Source organism: Bacillus sp. FSL M8-0049 (assembly GCF_038593355.1).
Classification (GTDB): Bacteria; Bacillota; Bacilli; order Bacillales; family Bacillaceae; genus Bacillus; species Bacillus safensis.
Genome location: NZ_CP151986.1, coordinates 2,186,255 through 2,208,295 on the forward strand (window position 1 = coordinate 2,186,255; position 22,041 = coordinate 2,208,295).

26 protein-coding genes are annotated in these 22,041 nt (G+C 42.5%); all 26 read right to left on the minus strand.

Going from position 1 to position 22,041, the window contains the following annotated elements; genetic code table 11:
* Positions 1 to 158: 158 nt before the first annotated feature.
* A complete protein-coding gene (gene spoIVB, locus NSU13_RS11175; RefSeq protein WP_034280268.1) occupies positions 159 to 1,436 on the minus strand; it encodes a SpoIVB peptidase in 1,278 nt (425 codons plus the stop codon).
* A gap of 199 nt (positions 1,437 to 1,635) precedes the next feature.
* A complete protein-coding gene (gene recN, locus NSU13_RS11180; RefSeq protein ID WP_101676880.1) occupies positions 1,636 to 3,369 on the minus strand; it encodes a DNA repair protein RecN in 1,734 nt (577 codons plus the stop codon).
* Positions 3,370 to 3,402: 33 nt separating this feature from the next.
* Positions 3,403 to 3,852, minus strand: coding sequence for a transcriptional regulator ArgR (gene argR / locus NSU13_RS11185; protein ID WP_024422938.1), 450 nt, complete (start codon positions 3,850 to 3,852; stop codon positions 3,403 to 3,405).
* A gap of 163 nt (positions 3,853 to 4,015) precedes the next feature.
* Positions 4,016 to 4,870 (minus strand): TlyA family RNA methyltransferase, encoded by an 855-nt coding sequence (locus tag NSU13_RS11190; protein WP_101676879.1) that lies wholly within the window; start codon positions 4,868 to 4,870, stop codon positions 4,016 to 4,018.
* Positions 4,867 to 6,768, minus strand: a complete 1,902-nt coding sequence (gene dxs, locus NSU13_RS11195) for a 1-deoxy-D-xylulose-5-phosphate synthase (RefSeq protein ID WP_034280265.1) — start codon at positions 6,766 to 6,768, stop codon at positions 4,867 to 4,869. The genes NSU13_RS11190 and dxs overlap by 4 nt, the downstream gene beginning before the upstream one ends.
* A gap of 150 nt (positions 6,769 to 6,918) precedes the next feature.
* Entirely contained in the window at positions 6,919 to 7,809 is an 891-nt protein-coding gene (locus NSU13_RS11200; protein ID WP_061109341.1) for a polyprenyl synthetase family protein, read from the minus strand.
* A complete protein-coding gene (locus NSU13_RS11205) occupies positions 7,799 to 8,059 on the minus strand; it encodes an exodeoxyribonuclease VII small subunit (protein ID WP_003215880.1) in 261 nt (86 codons plus the stop codon). Before NSU13_RS11205 ends, NSU13_RS11200 begins: the two co-directional genes overlap by 11 nt.
* A complete protein-coding gene (xseA, locus tag NSU13_RS11210; RefSeq protein ID WP_061109342.1) occupies positions 8,056 to 9,402 on the minus strand; it encodes an exodeoxyribonuclease VII large subunit in 1,347 nt (448 codons plus the stop codon). The genes NSU13_RS11205 and xseA overlap by 4 nt, the downstream gene beginning before the upstream one ends.
* A 70-nt stretch (positions 9,403 to 9,472) precedes the next feature.
* Positions 9,473 to 10,324 carry a bifunctional methylenetetrahydrofolate dehydrogenase/methenyltetrahydrofolate cyclohydrolase FolD gene (gene folD, locus NSU13_RS11215; RefSeq protein WP_024422943.1) on the minus strand — a complete coding sequence of 284 codons (852 nt, stop codon included), beginning with the start codon at positions 10,322 to 10,324 and terminating at the stop codon, positions 9,473 to 9,475.
* Positions 10,325 to 10,335: 11 nt separating this feature from the next.
* Positions 10,336 to 10,731 (minus strand): transcription antitermination factor NusB, encoded by a 396-nt coding sequence (gene nusB / locus NSU13_RS11220; RefSeq protein WP_012010530.1) that lies wholly within the window; start codon positions 10,729 to 10,731, stop codon positions 10,336 to 10,338.
* Positions 10,732 to 10,941: 210 nt separating this feature from the next.
* Complete coding sequence (locus tag NSU13_RS11225) at positions 10,942 to 11,349, minus strand: Asp23/Gls24 family envelope stress response protein (RefSeq protein ID WP_034280262.1); 408 nt, start codon at positions 11,347 to 11,349, stop codon at positions 10,942 to 10,944.
* A gap of 25 nt (positions 11,350 to 11,374) precedes the next feature.
* A complete protein-coding gene (gene accC, locus NSU13_RS11230) occupies positions 11,375 to 12,724 on the minus strand; it encodes an acetyl-CoA carboxylase biotin carboxylase subunit (protein WP_024422945.1) in 1,350 nt (449 codons plus the stop codon).
* An 11-nt stretch (positions 12,725 to 12,735) separates the two neighbouring features.
* Positions 12,736 to 13,218, minus strand: a complete 483-nt coding sequence (gene accB, locus NSU13_RS11235; protein ID WP_034280261.1) for an acetyl-CoA carboxylase biotin carboxyl carrier protein — start codon at positions 13,216 to 13,218, stop codon at positions 12,736 to 12,738.
* A 194-nt stretch (positions 13,219 to 13,412) separates the two neighbouring features.
* A complete protein-coding gene (locus NSU13_RS11240) occupies positions 13,413 to 14,045 on the minus strand; it encodes a SpoIIIAH-like family protein (RefSeq protein ID WP_034280770.1) in 633 nt (210 codons plus the stop codon).
* Entirely contained in the window at positions 14,045 to 14,716 is a 672-nt protein-coding gene (gene spoIIIAG, locus NSU13_RS11245; protein ID WP_034280258.1) for a stage III sporulation protein AG, read from the minus strand. The genes NSU13_RS11240 and spoIIIAG overlap by 1 nt, the downstream gene beginning before the upstream one ends.
* Positions 14,709 to 15,341, minus strand: coding sequence for a stage III sporulation protein AF (gene spoIIIAF, locus NSU13_RS11250; RefSeq protein WP_034280256.1), 633 nt, complete (start codon positions 15,339 to 15,341; stop codon positions 14,709 to 14,711). The genes spoIIIAG and spoIIIAF overlap by 8 nt, the downstream gene beginning before the upstream one ends.
* Positions 15,342 to 15,355: 14 nt before the next feature.
* Complete coding sequence (gene spoIIIAE, locus NSU13_RS11255) at positions 15,356 to 16,549, minus strand: stage III sporulation protein AE (protein ID WP_075623481.1); 1,194 nt, start codon at positions 16,547 to 16,549, stop codon at positions 15,356 to 15,358.
* 19 nt (positions 16,550 to 16,568) lie between these two features.
* Positions 16,569 to 16,982, minus strand: a complete 414-nt coding sequence (spoIIIAD, locus tag NSU13_RS11260; RefSeq protein ID WP_087978339.1) for a stage III sporulation protein AD — start codon at positions 16,980 to 16,982, stop codon at positions 16,569 to 16,571.
* Positions 16,979 to 17,185 carry a stage III sporulation protein AC gene (gene spoIIIAC / locus NSU13_RS11265; RefSeq protein WP_003153142.1) on the minus strand — a complete coding sequence of 69 codons (207 nt, stop codon included), beginning with the start codon at positions 17,183 to 17,185 and terminating at the stop codon, positions 16,979 to 16,981. The genes spoIIIAD and spoIIIAC overlap by 4 nt, the downstream gene beginning before the upstream one ends.
* 19 nt (positions 17,186 to 17,204) lie before the next feature.
* Complete coding sequence (gene spoIIIAB, locus NSU13_RS11270) at positions 17,205 to 17,720, minus strand: stage III sporulation protein SpoIIIAB (protein ID WP_024428003.1); 516 nt, start codon at positions 17,718 to 17,720, stop codon at positions 17,205 to 17,207.
* The gene (gene spoIIIAA, locus NSU13_RS11275) at positions 17,714 to 18,637 is read right to left on the minus strand and encodes a stage III sporulation protein AA (RefSeq protein WP_342489520.1); all 924 of its coding nucleotides are present in this window, start codon (positions 18,635 to 18,637) and stop codon (positions 17,714 to 17,716) included. The genes spoIIIAB and spoIIIAA overlap by 7 nt, the downstream gene beginning before the upstream one ends.
* 66 nt (positions 18,638 to 18,703) lie before the next feature.
* Positions 18,704 to 18,985 (minus strand): YqhV family protein, encoded by a 282-nt coding sequence (locus tag NSU13_RS11280; protein WP_024422953.1) that lies wholly within the window; start codon positions 18,983 to 18,985, stop codon positions 18,704 to 18,706.
* A gap of 170 nt (positions 18,986 to 19,155) precedes the next feature.
* Positions 19,156 to 19,713 (minus strand): elongation factor P, encoded by a 558-nt coding sequence (gene efp / locus NSU13_RS11285; RefSeq protein ID WP_024422954.1) that lies wholly within the window; start codon positions 19,711 to 19,713, stop codon positions 19,156 to 19,158.
* Positions 19,714 to 19,738: 25 nt separating this feature from the next.
* Positions 19,739 to 20,800: a Xaa-Pro peptidase family protein gene (locus tag NSU13_RS11290; RefSeq protein ID WP_342489521.1), complete on the minus strand. Its 1,062-nt coding sequence runs from the start codon at positions 20,798 to 20,800 to the stop codon at positions 19,739 to 19,741.
* Positions 20,797 to 21,240 carry a type II 3-dehydroquinate dehydratase gene (aroQ, locus tag NSU13_RS11295; RefSeq protein WP_034280247.1) on the minus strand — a complete coding sequence of 148 codons (444 nt, stop codon included), beginning with the start codon at positions 21,238 to 21,240 and terminating at the stop codon, positions 20,797 to 20,799. Before aroQ ends, NSU13_RS11290 begins: the two co-directional genes overlap by 4 nt.
* A 108-nt stretch (positions 21,241 to 21,348) precedes the next feature.
* Positions 21,349 to 21,876, minus strand: a complete 528-nt coding sequence (locus NSU13_RS11300) for a YqhR family membrane protein (protein WP_034280245.1) — start codon at positions 21,874 to 21,876, stop codon at positions 21,349 to 21,351.
* Positions 21,877 to 22,041: the final 165 nt, after the last annotated feature.

Here is a 22,041-nt window from a genome sequence, read left to right on the forward strand (position 1 = left end):
TTTTCTACGTTTTTCTTAACGAATCGACGATTATTGCAATTTGACAACAAGCTTTTTTCCATTTTGTCGAAAAATCTCTTTTTCCTTATTTTATAACATGATGGAAGAGAAAGAAAGGGTAGAAAAAAACTGCCGGAAGATTCGCGGCAGTTTGATGATCAGCTTGCTTTTTTGTTTTTTTGATAAAGGTCGATTCCTGCTTCTGACAGCATCCATTCAATGTGTACGCCGTACCCGCTAGTCGGATCATTGACGAATACGTGTGTGACAGCTCCAATGACTTTGCCATTTTGGATGATGGGGCTTCCGCTCATTCCTTGGACGATTCCGCCCGTTTTGCTTAAGAGCCGCTCATCTGTTACCTTTAATACCATTCCTTTAGTTGCTGGGAATTTCTGAGGTGTTGTGCTGACAATTTTAATATTAAACTTCTCCACTTTATCATGATCCACAACGGTTAAAATTTCTGCTGGGCCTTCTTTTACTTCATTAGATAAAGCGACTGGAAGTGGTTTATCTGCTACATGATTTTCAAGCTTTTCGGTTAACGTACCAAAGATACCAAAAGGGCTGTTGCGGGAGATATCTCCTATTGTTTTTCTTTCGGAAGAGAATCTCGCCAATTTTTCTCCAGGATTTCCTCCTGTGCCTTTTTCAATCGATGTCACGGTTGATCTAACAATTTCACCATTGTCGACAACAATTGGTTTTTTTGTATCCATGTCAGAAATCACATGCCCAAGGGCACCATATTTTTTAGATGAAGGTTCAAAAAAGGTCATCGTGCCGATTCCTGCTGCAGAATCACGAATGTAAAGACCAATTCGATAGATGCCTTCACTTGCATCTTTTGCGGGTGTTAATGTTGTTTGAAAGGTTTTATGATCTCTCTTTATGAGCAAACGAAGCGTTTCACCCGTTTTCCCTGCTTTCTGAATAAATGGGGTGAGGTCATTCATTTTCTCCATTTTTTGACCATTGATTTCAATGATCATATCCCCTGATTGAATGCCTGCGGCTTCACCTGGTGATTTTTTGCCGTCTGCTGTTGTGATTTGATGAAAACCTACAACGAGAACTCCTACAGAGTGGAGCTTGACGCCAATGGATTGTCCCCCAGGAATGACTTTTAATTCAGGGAGAACGTCAACTTTTGTTTTCTTAATAGGAAATCCTTTAAAATCATAAACAATTTCGGCTTTTCCCGCCTTTTGTCCTGTAATATCCAGCTGATTCTTTTTCTCTGAAAGGCTAAAGGCTGGTGAAGAAGCATTGGCTGACGCTTCAATCGATGTGTCAATTGAGTGCTTTTGTTTTTCAAATACAGCAACATTTGTTGGAATGCTGATGTACTCCTTCACTATGCTCATAAACCCTGTACTTATTAAAGAAACAAGGAGAATCACACCAATGGCTTTTCTCATCTTTTCGGGCATTCATTTTTCACTCTCCTCGCTCCTTACCCACACCAGAACACTCATGTTTTGGCTACATCTTTACTTTTGCCTTCTTCGAGAGGATTTATAACCGGCAGCTTTAGAAAATGATTGGATAAATTGATAAAAGAAAAAGACGATTTTATGGGTATATACGCCGGCTTTTACACAACATAAAAAAAGGCAGCTGATGATTCAGCTACCCTGTTGTTTTGACATCATTTGCTTGGTGCAATAGTTCTTTTGCGTGCTGTTTTGTCAGCTCAGTCACTTCCACACCAGCAATCATCCGGCCAATTTCACTCACTTTTTCTTCATGACTTAATGGTTTGACACTCGTCAGTGTTCTGCCCGCTTTCAAGCGTTTAGAAATGAAGAGATGCGTGTCAGCCATTGCGGCTACTTGAGGCAGGTGTGTAATACAGAGCACTTGTGATCCAGACGCAACTTTGTAAATTTTCTCAGCAATGGCTTGTGCCACTCTGCCGCTGACACCTGTATCAACTTCATCGAAAATAATGGATGTGACGTCTTGTTTAGCTGAGAAAATACTCTTCACAGCGAGCATGACACGTGAAATTTCTCCACCTGAGGCTACTTTCGATAAAGATTTCATCGGTTCGCCTGTATTTGTAGAAATGACAAATTGTGCTTGGTCGATTCCATTTTTCCCGAGCTGGACAGGTTTTCCGTCTAATAGCGGACAATCAGTGCTGCCAAATGGCGCATATCGAACAGAAAAAGCTGTGTCAAATGATGACTTCTCCATATACAAATCCTTGAGCTCTGTTTGAATTTGCTTTGCTAGCTTTTTGGCCCATTTTTTACGCAGCTCCGAAACGTTAAGTGCTTCCAGCAGAGCATCACGGCTCATCGCATCTAATTTATTTTTGAGCGTCTGCAAATGGCTGTCTCGATTTTGGATTTGATCTATTTCTTCTTCAATCTTCGCCGCATACTCCAAAATTTCCTCAACGGTTGTGCCGTATTTTCGTTTTAACTGCTTCATTTCATTCAGCCTGGACTCAATAAAATCAAGACGAGCCGGATCAAATTCTAATTGATCCAGCATGCTTCGCATTTGGAAAGTTGAATCCTCTAATAAGTAGTAGGAGTTCGACACTTGTTCAGATAACTTTTTCAAATCATCGTTGATTTCAGACACCTGCTCAAGCTCGCTTGAGGACATACCAACCCAATCTAGTCCTCCTTGCTCATTACGCAAAGCGTTGTACGCGTTTTGGAGTGAAGAATAGATTTTTTCATAGTTGCTGATTTGATGTCGCTCTTCCTGAAGCCTCTCATCTTCCCCCGGCTCTAATTGTGCCGCCTCAATCTCCTCTAGCTGAAATTGCAGTAAATCTAAGCGGTGCACCATTTCCTGCTCATTCTCAGACAGCTGCCTGAGCTTTTGAGCCGTCTTCATATATTGATCATATGCTTCTTGATACTGCAAGAGAGCCGGTGCAATTTCTTCTGCTCCAAATTGATCGAGCAAATGCAGATGATTTTCATCTTCCATGAGCAGCTGGTTATCGTGCTGTCCATGTATATCAAGCAAAAGCCGTCCTACTTCCCGTAAAAGTGAGATGGTGACAAGCTTTCCATTAATCCGGCAAATGCTTTTCCCGCTGTTGTTAATATCACGGCGGAGGATCATCATTTCATCTGATGCGTCAATTCCCTGCTCTTCGCATAGAGCAAATACAGGATGATCGGCTGGTACAAGAAAAAGCCCTTCCAGCTCTGCTTTTTTTTCACCGTAGCGGACAAATTCAGAGGAACCTCTTCCTCCCACGAGAAGTGAGACAGCGTCAATCATGATGGATTTTCCGGCACCTGTTTCCCCCGTTAGAACCGTTAGTCCTTTTTCAAATGAAACCGTTAACTCTTCAATGATTGCAAAGTTTTTAATGGTTAGTTCTGCTAACACTCATTTGACACCTCTTTTAGTAAACCTGATTCTTTATAGAAGCTCTAAAATTTTGCTCGAAACTGTCTCTGTATCATCTGGGGTGCGGCAAATGATTAAAATGGTATCATCCCCGCAAATCGTTCCCATAATTTCTTCCCAATCTAAATTATCCATTAAAGCACCAATCGCCTGAGCATTACCCGGCATTGTTTTAAGAACAATTAAATGACTGGCAGCATCCATTTTAATAAATGCATCCATTAGGGACCGCTTCAGCTTTGACAGCGGATTAAACCGCTGATCCGCAGGAAGACTGTATTTATATGTTCCATTGTTTGTCGGAACTTTCACTAAATGTAATTCTTTAATATCTCTAGAAACGGTCGCTTGTGTGATGTTATATCCATCGGCTTTCAAAATATCGACCAATTCATCTTGTGTTTCGATTTCTTGGCTTGCAATGATTTCTCTAATTTTAATATGCCTTTGACCTTTATTCATATTTGACCCCCCTAGGCGTTTCATTCTCAGTTTGTCTTTACGTTCTATGTTATATGATGCACAGTTCAAAAAACAAGCATTACGTGAGATACGGCCAATTCTTGTCTTTTGACCATGTAAAAAGGAATAATAGCGAGCTATTATTCCTTTTGTTTCAATGATTTCATGTGTCAGCCGGCTCAGGGCTGTTTTTCTTTTCTTTCAAAACAGAATGGGCTTCCTTCACGACCTTCTCAAGTTGTGAAGCAGGAAGTGCCGCATTTTCTTCTTGATCAGGATGAAGCACTAAATGAAGCAGAAATTCAATATTTCCTTCTCCACCAGTGATAGGCGAAAATGATACATCCTTTACATCATAACCTTCTTTTGCAGCAAATTGATTCATCTCTTCTAGTACACCAAGGTGGACAGAGGGCTCACGCACGATGCCTTTTTTCCCAACAAGCTCTCTGCCTGCTTCAAATTGAGGCTTGACGAGCGCAATACAGTCACCACCCGGCACAAGAATATGCTTTAAAGCCGGCAGAATGAGTTTGAGTGAGATAAAAGATACATCAATCGATGCCACTTCTGGCAACCCTTCAGTAAAATCAGCTGGGACGGAATGGCGGAAATTGGTGCGCTCCATGACGATGACCCTGTCATCCTGCCTTAATTTCCACGCAAGCTGATTGTAGCCAACGTCTACAGCATATGATTTGACTGCTCCATTTTGAAGAGCACAATCTGTAAATCCGCCTGTTGATGAGCCAATATCAATCAGCAATTTCCCTTCAACTGTCAGATCAAATTCTTTTAGCGCTTTTTCAAGTTTTAACCCGCCGCGGCTTACGTATTTGAGAGGGTTCCCCTTCACTGTAAGCGGCGTATCACGAGCAATTTTCTCTCCTGGTTTATCCAAACGGTTTTCATTTGAGTAAACGATCCCTGCCATGATGGCACGCTTTGCTTTCTCTCTTGTTTCCATTAGTCCTTGTTCGACTAATAAAACGTCAAGTCGTTCTTTCTTTGATGTCATGATCCAATTCCTTTTCTTGGTGCTGCTGGAAGCAGGTCACGTAAAGTCTCAGCAACATGTGCTTTCGTCAGTCCAATTTCTTCAAGCAGGGCATCAACACTTCCATGCTCAATAAATTGATCTGGGATACCCATGCGTTCTACTTTGATATGTGATGCTTTCTTGTCGTGTAGATATTCTAATACGCTGCTGCCAAACCCGCCTTGGAGCACAGCTTCTTCAATCGTTAAAATCGGAATCCCTTCAGAAAGAATGTCGTTTAGCATCGCTTCATCAAGCGGTTTAATAAACCGAGCGTTGACGACACGAATTGATTTCCCTTCTTTTTGAAGTTCCTCAGCTGCTTGCAGCGCCATTTTAATCGTCGTACCGAATGTTAAGATGACGGCATCCTTCCCTGGGCGAAGAACCTCCCAAGATCCAATCGGAATGGTTTTGAGCTGTTCATCCATTTTCACACCAAGCCCATTTCCGCGCGGGAAACGCATGGCAATTGGACCGTCATCATACTGAATGGCTGTATTGACCATGTGCTGGCCTTCATTTTCATCCTTCGGCATCATGAGCACCATATTCGGCATATGACGCATGAAGGCAATATCAAACACACCTTGATGCGTTTCTCCATCAGCACCGACAAGACCCGCACGGTCAATTCCGATAAAAACATTGAGGTTTTGGCGGCAAATATCATGCAGCACTTGATCATAAGCTCTTTGCAGGAACGTTGAATAAATCGCTAAAAATGGCTTCATATCCTGCGTCGCAAGCCCAGCTGCCATTGTGGCTGCATGCTGCTCAGCGATCCCTACATCAAACATTCGCTCAGGAAATTCCTTTGCAAAGCCTTCAAGTTTTGAGCCAACAGGCATCGCAGGCGTGATGGCCACAATTCGCTCATCTTTCCGCGCCAGCTTTCTGACTGTTTCACTGACAAGACCACTCCATGACGGTGCAGCAGCTGCTGGTTTTACAAAATCACCTGTATCAATTTTGTATGGACCTGTGCCGTGCCATGTCCCAATTTTATCGGATTCTGCCGGCTGATAGCCTTTTCCTTTTTTCGTGATGACATGCAGCAGAACAGGACCTTTTGTTTTCTTTGCATATTCAAGGTTTTCAAAAAGATCTTCATAAGAATGTCCATCAACAGGACCTAAGTATGTGAATCCCATTTCCTCAAAAAACATGCCAGATACTAGTAAATACTTGAGGCTGTCTTTAATACGCTCTGCTGTAGCAGCAAGCTTTCCGCCAACAGCTGGGATCCGCTTGAATAAATATTCGAGCTCGTCCTTTACCCATTGGTACTTGCCTGCTGTTCGCAGTCTGCCAAGCATGGTGTGAATTGCACCGACGTTTGGTGCAATACTCATTTCATTATCGTTTAAGATGACGATCATATCTTTCTTTTCATCACCGATATGATTCAGAGCTTCAAGAGCCATACCTCCGGTTAATGCACCGTCTCCGATAATCGGCAGGATATATTCATCTGTCCCTTTAATATCCCGCGCGGCCGCCATTCCCATCGCGCCAGATAATGAGGTTGAGCTGTGGCCTGTTTCCCAAACATCATGCTCACTTTCATTTCGTTTAGGAAAACCGCAAAGTCCTTTATATTGACGAAGTGTATCAAACTCCGCCCCTCTTCCAGTTAACAGCTTGTGAACATAAGACTGATGTCCAACATCCCAAAGGAATTTGTCTTTCGGGCTGTCAAATACTTTATGAAGGGCAACCGTGAGTTCAACGACACCCAGGTTCGGACCGATATGCCCGCCAGAGTTAGCCAAGGACTCAATTAAAAACATGCGAATGTCAGCACTAAGCTCCTCTAATTCTGCATTTGACATTCCTTTTAGAAACGTTGGATTTTTTATTGATAAAAGATCCAATCAGGATCAACTCGCTTTCAACAAAATTTCTATCTACATATATAATGCCTTATTCCTATGAAAACCAAGCGGGAATAAGAGTTGTCTCATCATGATAAACTGTTTACAGTTTACCACAATTGCTCGAAGACCCTCAAATCTAGGCTGTTTTTAATGATCTCTTGAGGCGATCAGATCACATAACTCATGCAGCAATTGCTGCTCTAATTCAAGATTTGAGACAATTTCTTTTGCACGTGTGATGTGCTCGTGCAGCTTTTCTTTTGCTCCTGAAAGCGTTAATAAAGAAGGATATGTCGACTTTTCATTCGCTGTATCAGAGCCGACCCGTTTTCCTATTTTTTCTTCGCTACCTTCGAGGTCTAAAATGTCATCACGGATTTGAAAAGCAATGCCAATATGATAGCTGAACTCTCTTAGTTTTTCGATATCGTCATCTGATGCTCCTGCCAGCATTGCACCTGCTGTGACGCTGAATGTGAGAAGCTTTCCTGTTTTCCGGGCATGAATGGATTCTAGTTCAGCAAGCGGGACTTGTTTTTGCTCTGCTTCCATGTCATCAAATTGACCGCCTACCATTCCTAGTGCACCTGCTGACCGCACAAGCTCATCTACGATTCTGAGCTTTTGGTCAGGAGAGACGCTGCTAGATAGCTGCGATGTAATCAGGCGGAAGCTTTCCGTTAAAAGTGCATCACCAGCGAGAACCGCGGTTGCTTCCCCGTATACTTTATGGTTGGTCGGCTTTCCTCTGCGAAGGTCATCATCGTCCATGCAAGGCAGGTCGTCATGTATCAATGAATACGTATGAATCATTTCTACAGCACAGCCAACCGGTATGCCATCTTCTTCGTTTTTTCCGTAAGCATGTAATAAAGCAAGAACGAGAACAGGGCGAAGTCTTTTCCCTCCAGCTTCAAGAGAGTAAAGCATCGAAGATTTTAGTTCTTCTGGAATCTTCAATTCCTGAACATATGTAAATAAATACTCTTCAATGGCCTGTTTTCGTGTTGTTAAAAAATCCTGCAAATTACTTGTCACCAGCATCTGCCTCCTTCACCGAGAAAGGAGCCAGTTCACCGTCCTCTTTTAAAATGAAATCCATCTGCTTTTCAACGTGCTGTAATTTTTCATGACAAAGCTTTGAAAGTGTCATGCCTTCTTGGAAATAATGAATGGCTTGCTCAAGTGGTACATCTCCTTCTTCGAGCTTCCCAACGATCTCCTCAAGACCTTTCATCGCTTCTTCAAATGTCATTTGTTCTTCTTTTTGTTTATTTGATTCTGTCATGATGATTGCCCCTCCTTCTCAATAACCTCACAAATCAGACGTCCATCCTTCATGGTGATAGCCAATTGATCCTTCGTATCGACTTGGTTCACACTTTTAATCAGTTCATCGTCTTTATAAGCTAAACTGTAGCCTCTTTCCATCACTTGAAGTGGATTTAATGCATTTAGTTTACCAAGAACAGATTGGAACTGCGAATGAATTGTTTTCATTTGCACATTCATGCTGCGGATGAGCTGTTCTGTTTCATTGGCATGGCGTTTTTTCGCCTGAAGCAGCTGCTCTTTTGGATGAAGCGGCTTCAGCCTGTATGTCTGGCGGTCTAGTTGACTGCGTTTTTGTTCAATTTGTCTCGTCAGCTGTTTTTGAAAACGGTCAAATACCAAATCGAATTGTTGCTCTTTTTGCTCCTGCAATCGTTTTGGAAAACGGAAGGCATATGAGGATTGCAGCGCCACAAGACGGTCTTTCGCTTGTGATGTTCGATTCTTCACGGCCCTTGTAAGCCGAATGTCGATGGATTTGATTCGTTCTATTAAATCGGCTGTGCTTGGAACAGCGAGCTCAGCTGCTCCTGTTGGTGTGGGTGCTCTCATGTCTGCAGTGAAATCACTGATCGTAAAGTCCGTTTCATGCCCAACTGCAGAAATGATTGGAATGTCTGATGCGAAGATCGCTCTTGCGACAGCTTCTTCATTAAAGGCCCAAAGTTCTTCGATCGAACCGCCTCCTCTTCCGACAATCAAGACATCACAGATCTGTTTTTCATTTGCTTCTTTGATCCGCTCTACAATTGAACGGATGGCATTTTCACCTTGGACAAGCGCCGGAAGCACAATGATTTTCGCCTGCTGATAACGCCGGTTAATCGTTGTGATGACATCTCGAACAGCCGCTCCAGTTGGGGATGTAATGACACCAACAACCTCTGGATATTCAGGAATTGTTTTTTTATAGCGCGCATCAAATAAGCCTTCACTTGCCAGCTTTTTCTTCAGCTCTTCATAAGCGAGATGAAGAGCACCAACACCATCAGGCTGCATTTCTTTTGCATATAATTGATAGTTGCCGCTTGGTTCATATACTTGAATCCCGCCGCGTACAAACACTTTCATTCCGCTTTTTGGTGAAAAAGGCAGCTTTGCTGCGGAACGCTGGAACATGACGGCTTGCATGCGTGCGTTTTCGTCTTTTAAGGTGAAGTACACATGACCTCTTGAATGAATCTTCACATTGGATAACTCACCTTTGATCCAAATATCTTCTAAATGCGGATCAACATCAAATTTTCTTTTTATGTATTTTGTAAGGGCTGTGACCGTCACAAAGGCTTTTTCACTCATGACGTATTCCTCCTCTTCAAAAACGCACATTCATCCACCGGCAGCATGCAGGTGGATGAATGGATAAAGCTTATGCTAATGTACGTTTTGCTGATTTAACCGTATTGTGTGCAAGCATCGTAATCGTCATTGGACCGACTCCGCCAGGGACTGGCGTGATATAAGAAGCTTTTTCTTTGGCTTCTTCAAAATCAACATCCCCAACAAGCTTCCCAGTATCCAAACGATTGACTCCTACATCGATGACAATTGCGCCTTCTTTGATTTGGTCAGCTTTAATAAAGTTTGCTCGACCGACGGCAACAACTAAAATGTCCGCTTTTAACGTATGTTCTGAAATATTTGCCGTTCTTGAATGGCAGTAAGTAACCGTTGCATTTTCGTTTAACAGCAATTGTCCCACTGGTTTCCCGACAATATTGCTGCGCCCTACAACAACCACTTCTTTTCCAGAAAGACTGACACCCGTTTTGTTCAGTAATTCAACAATGCCTGCTGGTGTACAAGGTAAGAATGTATCTTCTCCAAGCAGCATTTTCCCGATATTTAATGGATGGAAACCATCTACATCTTTCTCAGGTGAAATACGTTCAATGACGGCTTTTTCAGAAATATGTTTTGGCAGTGGAAGTTGAACAAGAATCCCGTGGAATTGATCGTTCGCATTGTACTGATCAATCAGCTGAAGCAATTCTTCTTCTGTTAAAGAAGCATCTAAATGATCAAGCTGAAAGTGCATGCCCATTGCTTCTGCTGCTTTTTTCTTCCCGCGTACGTAAGAAAGTGAGGCCGGATCATCACCGATTAGAATAACGGCAAGACCAGGTGTGACTCCTTTTTGTTTTAGCTCTTCTACTTCTTTTGCTAATTGTTCACGTTTTTCTTTTGCTGTTTCTTTCCCATCGATGATTGTTGCTGTCATGTCGAATCCTCCTATTGCTGCTTTAGGTCGTTTTTAATGTTCGAAAGTACACCATTTACAAATTTCGGTGCTTTATCATCGCCGAATAATTTGGCGAGTTCAATCGCTTCATTCATTGAGACACTAACTGGGATGTCTTCTTGATACACCATCTCGTACACAGACAGCCTTAAAATGGCTCTGTCTACGTTTGCAATACGGTCGAGTTTCCAATTCACTAGATGCTGTGAGATCATGTCATCAAGCTTGTCCTTTTGTTCAAGCACACCGAAAACCAGTTCCTCGAAAAAAGGATCTGATTCTTGTTCATCCAGCGCATGTGTAATGGCCTCTTTCGGATCAATATTGCTCACATCAATTTGAAATAATGTTTGTAGCGCCTTTTCTCTTGCAGTTCTTCTTTTCATTATTTACTCCTTTAACCACTTTATCCGCTTGTCGTTAAGCCATACAGAGATCATAACATATTTTGACCGTGGTCGCACCAAGATCCATGCGAGCTGTGACGAAAAACGAATCAATCAACGTGTGACGTTATCAATATTCGGAAATTACTCAAAAATGGGCTTTAAAAAACCAAAGAGGCAATGCCTCCTTGGTTTCACTTGAACTCTTTTTTACATTTCTTGATCTACTTCAGCCTCAGGTGCTTTTGTATCAAATTGAATGCCAACGACATGAATGTTAATTTCATTAATTGTTAAGGCAGTCATGTTCAAAAGGGTTTGACGGATATTTTCTTGTACAGCAGTGGATACCTTTGGAATGGATAGGCCAAATTCAACCACACAATACACATCGATTGTGATGCCTTCATCAGAGACATCTACTTTTACACCTTTACGGTGATTTTTCTTACCAAAGCGTTCTGCTACATCAGCAGCGAAATTGCCGCGCATTTCGGCAATGCCTTCGACTTCTGAAGCGGCGATCCCAGCAATGACTTCAATCACTTCTGGTGCAATTTGCACTTTTCCCAATTGATCTTCATCAAGGTTCATTTCAAGCAAATTGTTTTCTGACACGATCATTCACCTCCGAAAGCTGTGATTATTTCATGATTTGGTATGTTTCTAAAAACTTCGTATTAAAGTTACCGCTCACAAATGTTTCATGCTCGAGCAATCTAAGGTGGAATGGAATCGTTGTGTAGACTCCTTCAATGACGAATTCTTGAAGCGCACGTTTCATTTTTGCAATCGCTTCTTCTCTTGTCTTACCATATGTGATCACTTTTGCAATCATGCTGTCATAATATGGCGGAATCACATAGCCCGGATAAGCGGCAGAATCAACTCGTACACCTAAACCGCCTGGCGGAAGATACATTTTAATTTCACCAGCTGAAGGCATGAAGTTTTTCTCTGGGTTCTCTGCATTGATGCGGCATTCGATCGCCCAGCCTTCATATACGACATCTTCTTGTGTAAGTGAAAGCTTCTCACCTGATGCAACCTTGATCTGTTCTTTGATCAAGTCTACACCTGTGACCATTTCTGTCACAGGATGCTCTACTTGAATACGAGTATTCATTTCCATGAAGTAGAACTTCTCTTCATTATAATCATAAATGAATTCGACTGTTCCAGCACCTGTATATTCAACAGCTTCTGCTGCTTTTACGGCTGCTTCACCCATTTGCTCACGGATGTCTGCATTTAGTGCTGGTGATGGCGTTTCTTCAAGAAGCTTTTGCATTCTTCTTTGGATCGAGCAATCACGCTCTCCTAAATGAATCGTATTGCCATGCTGATCTGCAAGCACTTGAATTTCCACATGTCTAAAGTCTTCAATGAACTTTTCTAAATAGACACCAGGGTTCCCAAAGTTTTGCGCCGCTTCCTGCTGCGTGATGGTGACTCCGTTAATAAGCTCTTCTTCTGTACGAGCCACGCGGATTCCTTTACCGCCTCCGCCTGCAGTTGCTTTAATAATCACAGGATACCCAATACTAGCTGCTGTTGAAACAGCATCATCAAGATCTTTTACAATTCCTTGAGAACCAGGGACGATCGGAACGCCTGCATTCTTCATTGTTTCTCGCGCGACATCTTTCGTTCCCATTTTGGAAATCGCTGACGCAGTTGGTCCAACAAAGATCACATTACATTCCTCGCAAAGCTCTGCAAAGTCTGCATTTTCTGCTAAAAAGCCGTATCCTGGATGGATGGCATCTGTTCCTGTTAATTTTGCTACGCTGACAATATTTGTGACATTTAAATAACTATCTTTAGAAGCAGTCGGTCCGATGCAATATGCTTCATCAGCCATTTGTACATGCAGCGCATCACGATCCGCTTCAGAAAATACCGCAACAGTTTCAATTCCAAGCTCTTTACAAGCGCGGATAATTCTAACTGCGATTTCTCCTCTGTTTGCAATTAATAGCTTTTTAATCATGATCGTACTCCTTACTCTGCTTTCACTAGAAAGAGGGGTTGTCCGAATTCTACAAGCTGACCGTTTTCAGCTAATACTTCGACGATTTCACCTTTTACTTCTGCTTCGATTTCATTAAACAGTTTCATCGCTTCCACGATACATACAACAGTGTTTTCCTTCACCTTGGAACCTGTTGTCACGTATGGATCTGCTTCTGGTGAAGAGGAAGCATAAAATGTGCCAACCATTGGGGATGTGATTTTATGCAGATTTTCAGACGCAGCTGCCTCTTGTGCAGGGGCTTCGGTCTGAGCTGGAGCTTGTGCTGTAGGAGCTTGTTGAGCTGGAGCTGCTTGGACAGGAGCCACTGGTGCTTGTGCCGCAACTTGCTGAACGACTTCTTTATTTTTCTTCAGTTTGATTTTTGCACCTTCGTTTTCGTACGTAAACTCATCGATAGTAGAGTCGTCAATTAATTTAATCAGTTCATGAATTTCTTCGATTTTTAACATGGATTTGCACCCCTATGTATGGATTTATCTTTTTATTATAGGCTAGTACTAAAAGTACATACTATAACCATCTTACAGGAGGATTTCAATGAATTCAACTACTATTGTGGCGAAGCGCCTCGCGAAAGCACCTTGGAGGGGGCGTCAAGCCGCATCAAAAAACGCCCTTTTCCGCAAAGGGCGCCAGTTCTTTTTTATTGATTAGTGGGCTCGAAAGTGACAGCTACGTTATCAAGACCTCTCATTTCTTTTGTGACCATATCAATAATATCGGCCGCTTGAGATTTTGATTTTTTATCAGAACGAACCGTGATACTCACTTTATCTCCTTCAGCACTTACGAGCGCATCTTTATAGCCTTTTGTTTTGATCAAGGTCTCAAGCTGACGCTCAGTTCCTTCTGCTTCACTGAGCGCTGTCATTTGATCGTATGCTTCACTTTTTTCTTGGGCTGTTGCATCGTCACTGGAGACAATTTCGTTGTATTCTTCGCGCTGCTTGCTTCGTTTATCTTCAAGCTCTAGTCTGTATGTTGTAAAAAGCTCATCGTCTGTTTGCTCTGACACAGCCTTTCCTTCTTCACCGCTTGTTTCGATATCCTCTTGTTTGCCGTTTGTTTCTTTGTCAGTGGATTTCTTATCAGCACCTTTTTCCGTTCCTTTATCCGTCCCTTTTTCTGTTTCAACCTTTTTCTCTTCAGTGCCTTTTGATTTCGTATCTTCTACTGTCACTGCATTTTCACCCTGTGGAGACATGATATAGTACACACTTAATACGACAACTAAACTTAGCATCGTTAATAGCCAAACCGTTTGTTTTTTTAACATCATTCCGAATCCTCCTTGATTTTTTTAGGGGCAACAGCCACTCTATGGCTCGGTACATCAAGCACTCGTGTAACCGCTTCAATGATGGTTTTCTTTATTTGAACGTTGTCTACTCCTTGAGCAACAACGAGGACACCTCGGATTTCTGGTTTTTTTGTTTGAACAACGACTGGTGTTTCTTCATTGCCATTTTTAATGATGACGACTTCTTCTTCCTTTGTTTGATCGGTGACACTTCGCACGCCGCCTTCTTTATCTGTTTCCTCGGTCGTTGTACTTTTATTGGATTTGTTTTTTTCAAACACTTTTAAAGAAGTTGCATCTACATTGACCACGATTGATACATCCTCAACGCCGATAATGGTCTCTAAAATTTCTTTCAGCTGATTTTCGTATTCTCGCTCCACGTCCTCAATTGAATTCTTTGGCTTACCTGAGGACGCCGGTTTGAATACCTCCTGCTCTTCTGAGGATGTTTTTTTAGAAGCAGGAACCGCAGCTTGTTGTTTGCTTGATGGCGGTGACAAGATCTGACTGACTAACATGAAAGATACGCCGATAATGAATACAAGCAGCAAGTAATGGTGCTTCGTTAATTTGGGTTTCCCTTCACCTTTTTCAGGCGGCTGGAAGAATGATTTCAGCTTTTGTTTCCAGTCCTTGTTATTCATGATCTGCTGCGTCACCTCCCTCAATGTTCAGCGCGATGTGCTCAGGACTCGTATTCCAAACATCAGCAAGTGTCTCTTTCACCCTCGTGATCTCTTTGCTAGAAGATCCAGCGCTTTCCTCCTTTTGCTTGGAGAGATCAATGTCCACCTTTGCCACCGTTTCTACAGCATCACCTGTGAGCGGGGAAAGAACTGCTTTGATGCGAAATTGATCCGCCTCCATATTCTGATCCAGATGCTCCTCATCAGCCAGCACTTCTACGTGTTTCATTTCATAGCTCTCCTTCTCCAGTGGCTCCTTTGCGCTTTTTTCTAGTTGGACAGCCATTTGCTTTAAAATATATGCACGCTGAGAGGCTTGTATTTCTTTTTTTTCTAAATTCATCTGATTTTTTATTTCTTCTGACTGCGCTTCTTCCTTCCCTTTCATCAATTCTGAAAAAATTTGATCAGGATCTGCTCGAAATAAAGCAAAAATCGGATTGAGCATGACCACGATGAGCAGCAGGCTGACGACCATTTTTGCATACTTTTGCATGCTCGAATTGGGAAGCAGAAGATCAATAACAATCGCAAATAAGATAAAGAGAATAATACTTGTGATCCATTCCGTGAGAAAACTCAAAAGGTGTCCCCTCCTTACTTCATCATCATGGTCAGGTTACCCGCAGTAATGATGACGGTAATGCTTAAAAAGAACATGAGCGACACAACAGCAAGTGCGGCAAATATATACAGCACACTTTTTGAAATGACATCAAGACAGCTGATGATGGGTCCGCCTCCTAACGGCTGAAGGATGGCAGCAGCAAGCTTATAGATAAGGGCTAACGAAAGCACTTTAATCGCCGGGAAAGCGGCAATTGAAATCAAAATGGCAACCCCAACTAGTCCGACTGTATTTTTGAGTAAAACAGAGGCGCTGATCACGGTATCGGTCGCATCTGTAAACATTCTGCCTAGGACAGGGATGAAGTTTCCGGTAATGAATTTGGCTGTACGAAGAGCGATTCCATCCGTAACGGCCGCAGATGCACCCTGAACGGAAATGACGCCGAGAAAAACGGTTAAAAAAACGGCAAGCCCGCCAATTGCCACATTTCTTAACAGCTGGGCAAGCTGGGTGACCTTGTATTGTTCGGTCAGCGTACTGATAATGCTCAATATTGCAGATAAAAAGATGAGCGGGAGAACGACATACTGAATGAAAACACCGCTCGTGTTCATTAAAAATAAAATAACGGGATGAAAGAATCCGGCTGAGACAAGCCCGCCTGATGAAGCAATAAGCGCTAGTAAAAGAGGAATAAGAGCAAGAATAAAACTGGTCATCGTTTGAATGGCTTCTGTGGCATAAGAAATCGCCACATGAAAGCTGTTAAGTGCAATAATAATCAGCACCATATAAACAAGAGCATATGCGACTTTGCTGACGGTGCTTTGTTCAAATGCATTTTGCAAAAGCTGCAAAAGCGAACAAAAGATGGTGAGTAAAATCAGAGTACCTAGGAGCTTTCCGTTTGCAATAACCTCGTGAAATAAGTAATGTACAAAAGCTTTCAGCCATGTTTGGGGAGACAGCTCTTTATCGCCGTCAATCATTTCCTTCACTGTGCCCTTTTGGCTTTCTGGCAAAAAGCCGCCATACTCGTCCAAAATGGTTTCCCAAAAGTCACTGATGGAATGAAGCTCAAGTGCATCAGCCTGTCCATTCGCCACTTCCTGTGCTGCTGGCTGTTCATTAGATAAAGGTTCTTTTTCTTCTGCTCCTGCATGCGGAGCAATCAGCCAAAAGAAAAACATCAATCCCATTACAGCGGTCACCTGCTTCATTGTCATCACCTCTTTTCATTTACGTCATGGACGGGATCATTCCTAAGATCGTCTCAATGATGACTGTTAAAATCGGGACTGCCATCACCAAGATGAGGATCTTGCCGCCTAGCTCTATTTTGGATGCAATGGCGCCTTGTCCAGCATCCTTTGTCAGCTGAGCGCCAAATTCCGCAATATAGGCAATGCCAATAATCTTCAATATGGTTTCAACATACTTCATATTGACGCCGGCACTTGCTGCAATTTTTTCAATCATCGAGATAATGGCATAGATTTGATCAATTAAATAAAGAAAAATGACACATCCGGTAAACACAACAAGCATAAAGGCGAAGGTTGGCTTTTGTTCTTTGACGATTAATGCTAAAAAAGTAGCGATTAAACCAAGTCCAACAATTTGTATGATTTCGATTTGTAAGCCCTCCCCTATCCTTGAAATAGAAATACGGCTTTAATCTTTTTAAACAAATCGTCTACAATGGTTGCCACCATAAACAAAATGTAGATAAACCCAAGCAGCGTCACCCACTGAGCGTACTCTTTCTTCCCCATTTGGTCTAAAATCGTATGGAGAAAGGCCACGACGATGCCTACTCCGGCAATTTGAAAAATGACGTTTACATCAACGCCCATGCTCTCGACTCCCTTCCTCTCACATCAATAAAAGAATCAGTAGTAATCCGCTTAAAAATCCAAGGCTTCTGACCATTTTTTCATTTTTCGCTTGGGCGATTTCAGCTTCTTTCTCCTCTGATTCCAAATGACCTAAAGCAAGCTTGATATACTTTTGCTGAGAAGTGACATCATGCTGGCCAAGTGTTTCTCCAAAGTGCTTCAACGCCTCATATTCGCCTTTTTTCAATACGGTTTTTTTCCAAACATCCTCAAGACTTTCGTTCCATGCATGACGTGCAGAAAAAGTCCCCACTTTCAGTTTTTCTGCAAATTGTTCAAACAGCTGATTGACAGGAGGACCTACCTGCGCTGCAATTTGCTCTGCCGCCCGTGCTAAAGGGGTTTGACCATACATAATTTCAGCTTCAAGAGACTGAAGAGCAAACCGCAGCTGCCGAATTTGTTTAGGTCTGTCGCTATATCGTTTGGCAAACTCGAATCCTCCCCAAGTCGTGGCCGCGACAATGAAAATAGCGCCAATGAGCTTTAACATACGTCCACTCCCCGCCTCCATTTCATCTCTTGGCCGTCCCCGCCGTACATCCGCCCGATCGTGCCAGGCCCATTGTTTCGATTTAATTCAACATATCGTTCAAACACACGAAGCTCCCATAACGGTTTAAATGAAGGTCGTTTATATATATCTTCAAGTGAATAGCCATGAGCTGAGACGATGATGCTGACTCCCGCATGAATCGCTTCTAAAAGTGCCTCTACATCCTCACTTTTTCCGATTTCATCGACAATCATGACCTCTGGGCTCATAGACCGAATCATCATCATCAACCCTTCAGCCTTTGGACATGCATCGAGTACATCAATCCGGTGGCCAAAATGGTGCTGCGGCACCCCTCTGATACATCCGGCGATTTCAGAACGCTCATCAATAATGCCTGTTTTTCTAGGAGGAATGGTTTTTGTGCCTGTACTAGCAAGACGTGCTATATCCCGGAGCAATGTGGTTTTTCCCGTTTGCGGGGGACCAATGATGAGTGTATTGTGCCAATGCTCTTCATATAAATAAGGAAGAAAAGGAAGCGCAATTCCGATTTTTTCTTTGGCAATGCGGATATTAAATGAAGAGATATCTCTTAACCCTTTGACAAATCCGTTTTCAACGATCACCTTTCCTGCAAGTCCCACCCGGTGTCCGCCAGATATGGTGATATAGCCCTGTTTTAGCTCTTCCTCAAGTGTGTACATGCTGTAATTGCTCAGCCTGCCTAATAGCTGAGACGCATCTTCCCAGGTGGTGTGATAAGAAAGGAAACGTGGTTTTCCTCCCTGCATTAATTCAATAGGACGATCCGTGCGAATGCGGATTTCTTCTATTTGCGCCCATTCTGCCTCTTTCAGCAGCCTGAGTTCTTGTCCAATCGAGTGCGGGAGAATATCCAACAAACTCCGCAACGAATTCCCCTCCTTTTTTTCTTCTCTAAAATGTATGATGTGAGCCGTTAATTATGCCAAGCTGTTTCACTTATAGATCCCAACAAGAATAAACACGACACCAATGAAAATGAACACGAGCTTTGCATAGGATAGCTGCCCGGCAATTTGATAGATTCCAATCGTCATCGTGATAATAAAAATGAGCGGCCCGATGATTGCCAATATACTATTGATGACTACCGCTTTCCGTACATCATTTGTGATTAAAATAAGGATGGCTGCCGTCAGTTCAATGGCGGCGGATAAGAATCTCATGCCTGCCATTGCAGCGACTGACGGGTGTAGACCTGGGAGAAATTGTTTCATATAGAACCTCCAGCTTTTTTTACACTATATGCTTGACCAGCTGGAAGTAGTCTTGTTTTTCAGGAAGGAAGAGAGATGAATGAGAGAATTGAGAGAAGGCCTGTCTTGAGGAGTCATTTTTCCAATAAAAAAAGACTGTAAACACGAGGTTTACAGTCTTTTTTCGTTCATTACGCTCTTGAAACGTATGAGCCGTCAGATGTATTAATCACTAGTTTATCTCCTTGGTTCACAAAGAAAGGAACGTTGACGATTAAACCAGTTTCAGTTTTTGCAGGTTTTGAGCCGCCTGATGTTGTGTCACCTTTAATACCAGGCTCTGTTTCTACTACTTCTAGTTCTACTGTGTTTGGAAGTTCTACTCCAAGTGTTTCAGCACCGTACATCACGATTTGAACAGACATATTTTCAAGCAAATATTTCAGCTCATCTTTAATTTGTGCTTCACTTAGTTCAAGCTGCTCATAGGAGCTTGTATCCATGAAAACATGCTGATCGCCATTTGCATACAAGTATTGCATTGTTTTTGTTTCGATTTGAGCTTTCGCTACTTTTTCGCCTGCGCGGAATGTTTTTTCTTGAATGGCACCTGTACGCAGGTTACGCAGTTTCGAACGAACAAACGCTGCGCCTTTCCCTGGTTTTACGTGCTGAAAATCCACTACTCTCCAAATACCGCCGTCCACTTCAATTGTCAGGCCAGTACGAAAATCGTTTACTGAAATCATTTTGTCATCCTCCTACATTTCACCATCATAATATGATAAGTTCTTTCGGTGAGTGGGTCAATCGTTTATTGCCGTCAGCTGTCAGGACAATATCATCCTCAATTCTCACGCCGCCGACATCTGGCAAGTAAATCCCCGGCTCAACTGTGACGACCATTCCCTCTTCTAAGACGACCTCTGATCGTGAGGAAAGGCCTGGCGCTTCATGTACTTCCATACCTAGCCCGTGCCCGGTTGAATGCCCGAAGTATTGACCATAGCCATACTTTTCAATGATGTCTCGTGTGATGCGATCAGCTTCTTTTCCTGTTAAGCCTGGCTTGATTCTATCCACACCAGCGTTTTCTGCTTCTAATACGATATGATAAATTTCCTTTAGCTTGTCGCTTGGTGTTCCGACAGCAATCGTTCTTGTCATATCAGAACAATAGCCTTTATAGTAAGCACCGAAATCGAGTGTCACTAAATCACCAGATTCAATCACCTTTTCACTCGCTCTTCCGTGAGGCAGGCTTGAACGAACACCTGAGGCCACTATCATATCGAATGAAGATCCTTCAGCACCTTCTTTTCTCATGAAAAATTCAAGCTCGTTCATGACAGCAATTTCCGTCAGGCCCGGCTTGATGTAAGTGAGAATATGATCAAAGGCGTGATCTGCAATCTTCGCAGCTTCCTCTAATATCTTAATCTCTTCACTAGACTTAATCAAGCGCAACTTTTCAACTGATTCAGAGACTGGAACAAGCTCTATACCGCCTGCTTTGGCTGCGTACTGCTGGTACGTGGCAAATGTCATATGGTTTTGTTCGAACCCAAGGCGTTTCACTCCAAATCCCTTTGCCGTTTGAGCAGCCGTTTCCACAATGTTTCCTTTATGTTCAATGATGTCATAGCCTTTGACTTGATCCTTCGCTTGCTCTGTATAGCGGAAGTCCGTGATAAAAGCTGCCCGGTCCTTTGAAACGACAGCAAGACCGGCTGATCCGGTAAAACTGGTCATATACTGTAAATTAAAACTGCTTGTAATGACAAGGCCATCGATCTCTAATTCACTTAAAAGTGTTCTTAGTTTTTCAAGTTTCATGATACTGCTCCCCCTTCACTGACTAAATAACGAATCGCCAATTTATACCCTTCTAAGCCAAGCCCAACGATTTGCCCTTGGCATACTGGAGCAAGTACAGAATGATGGCGGAATTCCTCTCTCTTATGAACATTTGAGATATGTACTTCAATGACTGATAAAGAAATACTTGCAATGGCATCTCTCAGCGCATAGCTGTAGTGAGTAAATGCACCCGGGTTAAACACGACACCATCGTACTGATCTTCTGCTTCATGGAGCGCATCAATCAAATCCCCTTCGTGATTTGATTGAAAGAACGTTAATTGGATGTTTGCTCGTTCTGCGAACTGGAACAAATCCGTCTCTAAATCTGTCAGCGTCTTACTTCCATAAACAGCAGGCTCTCTTTTGCCAAGCCTATTTAAATTGGGTCCATTTAGTACAAGAAAATGAGGCATATGACCACTCCTTCACCCTAATTCAATCTATATAGAGATCTGTTTCTTTTTCCTTAGAAACCTTTCGTTTCCAAAAATATTTTATCATATGAATAGGTGATTTACACTTTATTCTGTCTTTTTCCCGAGGGCCCTCGCAAGCTTCTGACTCGTCAATTCATTATATTCAAACGAAATGCTGTACCCGACAAACATGCCGTATAAAATATATAGGCAAAATGTCGTGACAATGGTGCTTTGCTGCAACTCTTGTACTTGCTTTACATCTGGGAAAATGGGATTAAATACGTAAAAAACGAGCAGCCATAAAAGCCCGCCATATACTAAACCCATCCAAAAGCCTTTGATCCTTTTTAAAAGCCCAAAATAAATAAAGGCGGCTCCAATCGATAAAATTCCTAACAGCACAATACTGATAAAAGTACCAAGTCCTCCCTTTTTCCATTCTCCAAGCACAAATGGCTGAAGCAGCATATTGGGACTCACCTCTGAAAAATGAAACACATGGGTCAGAAACCCGATAAAGCCCCAAAAAACACCGCCGACAAAGCCTGTAGCAGCCGCTCTTGCCACAAGTGATGTCGTTTGCACGGACTGATTTTTTTCTTCTTGGTTTTTCTTTTCATCACGTTTCATTTGTGAACACCTCCAGCAAGTAGTATGTCCAAAATGTCATGAAAAAAAAGGATTTCCATGCGTGAGTGTAAAATTTTTAAAACAGGGTATACTGGCTAAAAAGAGGTAGATAGAATTCTAGTAGATAATCGACCTGTGAGCTAGTGATTTCCCCTCATTTCCTGT

Coding starts and splice junctions, on each gene's coding strand:
- argR (WP_024422938.1), bottom strand. CDS start 3,852: ATGAATAAAGGTCAAAGGCATATTAAAATTAGAGAAATCATTGCAAGC.
- spoIIIAC (WP_003153142.1), bottom strand. CDS start 17,185: ATGGGCGTTGATGTAAACGTCATTTTTCAAATTGCCGGAGTAGGCATC.
- NSU13_RS11190 (WP_101676879.1), bottom strand. CDS start 4,870: ATGACATCAAAGAAAGAACGACTTGACGTTTTATTAGTCGAACAAGGA.
- NSU13_RS11290 (WP_342489521.1), bottom strand. CDS start 20,800: ATGAAACTTGAAAAACTAAGAACACTTTTAAGTGAATTAGAGATCGAT.
- nusB (WP_012010530.1), bottom strand. CDS start 10,731: ATGAAAAGAAGAACTGCAAGAGAAAAGGCGCTACAAACATTATTTCAA.
- NSU13_RS11205 (WP_003215880.1), bottom strand. CDS start 8,059: ATGACAGAATCAAATAAACAAAAAGAAGAACAAATGACATTTGAAGAA.
- accB (WP_034280261.1), bottom strand. CDS start 13,218: ATGTTAAAAATCGAAGAAATTCATGAACTGATTAAATTAATTGACGAC.
- folD (WP_024422943.1), bottom strand. CDS start 10,324: ATGACAGCAACAATCATCGATGGGAAAGAAACAGCAAAAGAAAAACGT.
- spoIIIAG (WP_034280258.1), bottom strand. CDS start 14,716: ATGAATAACAAGGACTGGAAACAAAAGCTGAAATCATTCTTCCAGCCG.
- spoIIIAB (WP_024428003.1), bottom strand. CDS start 17,720: ATGTTAAAGCTCATTGGCGCTATTTTCATTGTCGCGGCCACGACTTGG.
- xseA (WP_061109342.1), bottom strand. CDS start 9,402: ATGAGTGAAAAAGCCTTTGTGACGGTCACAGCCCTTACAAAATACATA.
- efp (WP_024422954.1), bottom strand. CDS start 19,713: ATGATTTCAGTAAACGATTTTCGTACTGGCCTGACAATTGAAGTGGAC.
- aroQ (WP_034280247.1), bottom strand. CDS start 21,240: ATGCCTCATTTTCTTGTACTAAATGGACCCAATTTAAATAGGCTTGGC.
- NSU13_RS11280 (WP_024422953.1), bottom strand. CDS start 18,985: ATGAAACAATTTCTCCCAGGTCTACACCCGTCAGTCGCTGCAATGGCA.
- NSU13_RS11300 (WP_034280245.1), bottom strand. CDS start 21,876: ATGAAACGTGATGAAAAGAAAAACCAAGAAGAAAAAAATCAGTCCGTG.
- spoIIIAE (WP_075623481.1), bottom strand. CDS start 16,549: ATGAAGCAGGTGACCGCTGTAATGGGATTGATGTTTTTCTTTTGGCTG.
- accC (WP_024422945.1), bottom strand. CDS start 12,724: ATGATTAAAAAGCTATTAATTGCAAACAGAGGAGAAATCGCAGTTAGA.
- NSU13_RS11240 (WP_034280770.1), bottom strand. CDS start 14,045: ATGTTAAAAAAACAAACGGTTTGGCTATTAACGATGCTAAGTTTAGTT.
- spoIVB (WP_034280268.1), bottom strand. CDS start 1,436: ATGCCCGAAAAGATGAGAAAAGCCATTGGTGTGATTCTCCTTGTTTCT.